Consider the following 4,065-nt stretch of genomic DNA (forward strand, 5'->3'; position numbering starts at 1 on the left):
CAAAGGCACCATTAAAAACAGACCAACAAAAACTAAAAATCAACAAAAAAGAAGAGCAAATATCACTCTTAAAATTTTGCTCTATCTAGCACCCTATTATTTTATGTATATATTCAAATAAACTCTCTGTATAATTTTGTTATGAATTTTAAACTAATAATCACATTATTTTTCCTATTTTTTCTTTTTTTTATCTAATTGATTTATTTCTTAATCTCTTTTAAATTTGTTGCTTTACTGATTTTTTACAATGAATAATTTAATAATAGGAGGTATACTTTTTCTTAAAAATGCATATTTATTCATATTTTTCTAAAATCACTAGATTTTATAAATATTTTTATATTATATGCTCTCAGGCATAGTTAATTTTCTTATAAATATTTGAATAAAAAATCAAGAATTTCCTAATAATTATTTTAAGTAAATTATATATAATCTTAATAATTAATATTATAAAAGTAGTAGTTTATAATATAAAATACTAAAATTATATTAATATTAATTATTTATTTCATTTAAGTATTATTTTTCTAATTTATATTATTATTAAATTTTATTAGATTATTAGGAGTTTAATTTTTAATTTCATAATCAATTTATTATAATATTTGTAGGAGACTTATTATGTGTGGTATAGTAGGTTGTGTATTAAAACAAAAGAATGCAGCACCTATATTACTTGATTGTATCTCTAAACTTGAATATAGGGGATATGATTCAGTAGGTATTGCAACAGAAAACAATAAAATCTATATTAAAAAAGATAAAGGAAAAATCATTGATGTTAACACTAATCTTGATTTAGCAGATATGGAGGGACAATCTGGTATTGCTCATGTTCGTTGGGCAACGCATGGTGATCCAAATAAACTTAATTCTCACCCGCATACTGATGAAGAAGGATCTATTGCTGTAGTCCATAATGGTATCATTGAAAATTATGATCAAATTAAAGCTAGTTTAATTAGTGAAGGTCATGAATTTAAATCTGATACTGATACTGAAGTTATTCCACATTTACTTAAAAACTTTATGGATGAAGGTTTAAACCTTGAAGAAGCTATGAGAGAAACTGTTAAAGTTATTCATGGAGCTTATGCAATTGCTGCAGTATGTGTTGATGAGCCAGGTAAGGTTGTTGCAACAAGAAAAGACAGTCCTCTTATAGTAGGTATTGGAGATGGAGAATTTTTTGTAGCTTCAGATTCTCCGGCTATTTTAAAATATACAAATAATATTATTTATCCGGAGAGAGATGAAATTGTTACATTAACTATGGATGGAGTTAGTATTACTGATGTGGAAGGTAATGTTTTACAAAAAGAAATTGAAACTATTGATTGGACTCCTGAAATGGCTCAAAAAGAAGGTTTTAATCACTTTATGATTAAGGAGATTTATGAGGAAAGCGATGCTGTAAGAAATACCTTAACTGAAAAAGAAAGTATTATGGAAATTATTGATGATGTAAAGGATGATGTTAATAAAATTGTCTTTGTAGCATGTGGTACTAGTTATCATGCTTCACTTACAGGCAAGTATTTAATTGAATCAATGAACGGTATAACAACGGAAGTTCTACTTGCCAGTGAATTTAAATATTCTGCCAAAACATTGGATGAACATACTCTTGTAATATTTATATCACAATCTGGTGAAACTGCAGATACCTTAAAAGCTCTTGAAGTTGCTAATGAAACTAGTAAAACTCTTGCTATTGTAAATGTTGCAGGATCTTCTGCAACTCGTAGAGCAAAATATGTTATTCAAACTCAAGCAGGTCCTGAAATTGGTGTAGCAGCAACTAAAACCTATATATCACAGTTAACTGCAATTTATTTATTTGCTGCACTTCTTGCAGATAATCAGGAATTGCTTGATAAGTTAGAAAAGGTGCCATATTATATTGATGAGATTTTAGAGGATGTTGAACCTCTTAAAGTCATGACTGAAAAATATAAATATACTGATGATTTCTTTTATATTGGTCGAGGTTTCGTTTATCCGACAGCACTTGAAGGTGCACTTAAACTTAAAGAAATTACATATATTCATGGTGAAGGTTATGCTGCAGGTGAATTAAAACATGGTCCACTTGCACTTATTGATAATTGTATACCTGTTGTGGTTATATTACCTCCAGGTGAAAATCATAGGAAAACCATGTCTAACTTAGAAGAAGTTAAATCCAGAGGAGCAGATGTTATAGGTATAGGTTCTAAAGCTGATGAAGGTATTATTAACAAATCTAAAGATTGTTTCTTAATTAATGATGAAGTTGATGATATTATTGCACCTCTTGTATATATTATTCCTCTACAGTTAATGAGTTATTATATTGCCGTTGAGAAAAACTTTGATCCTGATAAACCTAAAAACTTGGCTAAGTGTGTTACAGTAGAATAGTTTTTTTTAATTTTAATCTCTATTTATTTTTAAAATTTTTCAATGGGGGTAAATTGTAATTTTATTTTTAAATTGCATTTTACCTTTTTTCTAATTTTTAATATCCTCTTCTTTTTCTAATTTTTAATATCATCCTTAATTTTTGTACAACTAAATTGTTAATGTTTATAATGAGGGGATTTTTGAAAACTTTACTGTAAAATCGAAATATTTATATTATTTAGACTCTATTCATTTGTATAAAGCTTTTATTTTTTTTGTGAAAATTCAAACACCCAAATTTTTTGAAAAAACGAATTATAGTGAGATTAATATTTAGTTAAAATATATTTTTGTTTTAACTATGCTTTTATTTATAGTTTCATCTTTAAGTCTTGCTTCTGCAAGTAATGTTAATATAGATGAATCTATTGCTGTAACAGAGTCTAATATGGAGAAACTATCAAATAATGAGTATTTGGATAATGACGAAATTAGTATAGAAAGTAATTCGGATAAAGATGATAAAGATAATGGCGAAATTGTAAAAGATAATAATGATGTTTTGGATATTTATACAAGTAAAAATATTAATTTAACTGTAAATAAACAAGCTACCAGTATTATTGCAAAAAATGCAAATTATATTATAAATTATGGTAGATTCTATCAAGTTAAACTAAATAATAAAATTGCTAATCTTAAGTTCAATTTTTATTAAAAGGTAAAACTATAGCTACTGTTAAAACTGATGCTTCAGGTCTTGCAAAAATTAAATTATCTTCTGCTCAATTAAAAAAAATAGGAGAGGTACATGGAAATTGAAGGTAGTTTGCCAAGGAGATAAAAACCATGATAAATCTAATGCTGCTGCTAAAATAACTATTAAAAAAGAAGATACTAAATTTTCAAATGTTGGACCTTTAAAAAAATACTATAAATCTACTGATAAAACAATGTATTTAGTAGCTAAGTTATTAAACAGTAAAAATAAGCCTATTAAAAATCAAATAGTTTACTTTAAAGTTAACAATAAAAAATTATTTAAAGTTAAAACCTGCTAATGAGTAGCTGTATTAACACTAAATGCTCCGCTAATAAAGAAATGCAAATTAAATAAAAAAGGAAAATATATTTTTACTGTAAGCTATAAAACTACTTCAACATACAAACAAAGTACAAAAAAAGCTTATATAAGTATTGTAAACTAATATTTGATTATTAAATGTAAAATTTTCTATAATAAAAGATAATAATACAACATATACAATATTATCTTTTTTTATTTTTTTATTTTTTATGTTATCTATTATTTTTTTATTATTATTCTTATAGGTATTTATCTCTATTTTTTATATTTTTTATTCTATAGGCTTTTATAGCAATTTTTTTTATCTTTCTTTATTTCAGTTTTAACTTTTTTCTTTTTTGGCATGGAATGAAAAATTGTTAATTTTTTGACAGCTTTTTATATTACATGTCTACATATATGTGTATATGTGTATTTACACACTTACACACTTATATAATTATTTTTTTACTTAGTCCTTTTATATCTATTTTTTCATTTACATAAAATATTTAGGGGCCTGAAATTTTCTGAATAAAATTCGGGCTAAAATTTCTTATTTTTTATGTTTATCATATTCATTTATAATTGTTTGTAAAAATACAATT

At 25.0% G+C, this 4,065-nt stretch carries 3 protein-coding genes; all 3 read left to right on the forward strand.

All coding sequences use genetic code 11. From position 1 onward, the window contains the following. The first annotated feature begins 627 nt into the window (after nt 1–627). Nucleotides 628–2,409 (forward strand): glutamine--fructose-6-phosphate transaminase (isomerizing), encoded by a 1,782-nt coding sequence (gene glmS / locus QZ146_RS08425; protein WP_295723557.1) that lies wholly within the window; start codon nt 628–630, stop codon nt 2,407–2,409. Between the two features lie 343 nt (nt 2,410–2,752). Next, a complete protein-coding gene (locus tag QZ146_RS08430; protein WP_295723560.1) occupies nt 2,753–3,109 on the forward strand; it encodes a hypothetical protein in 357 nt (118 codons plus the stop codon). A gap of 100 nt (nt 3,110–3,209) precedes the next feature. Further along, nucleotides 3,210–3,452, forward strand: coding sequence for a hypothetical protein (locus QZ146_RS08435; protein ID WP_295723563.1), 243 nt, complete (start codon nt 3,210–3,212; stop codon nt 3,450–3,452). The last annotated feature ends 613 nt before the right edge of the window (nt 3,453–4,065 follow it).

Origin of the sequence: uncultured Methanobrevibacter sp. (assembly GCF_905235195.1) — an archaeon.
Lineage (GTDB): Archaea > Methanobacteriota > Methanobacteria > Methanobacteriales > Methanobacteriaceae > Methanarmilla.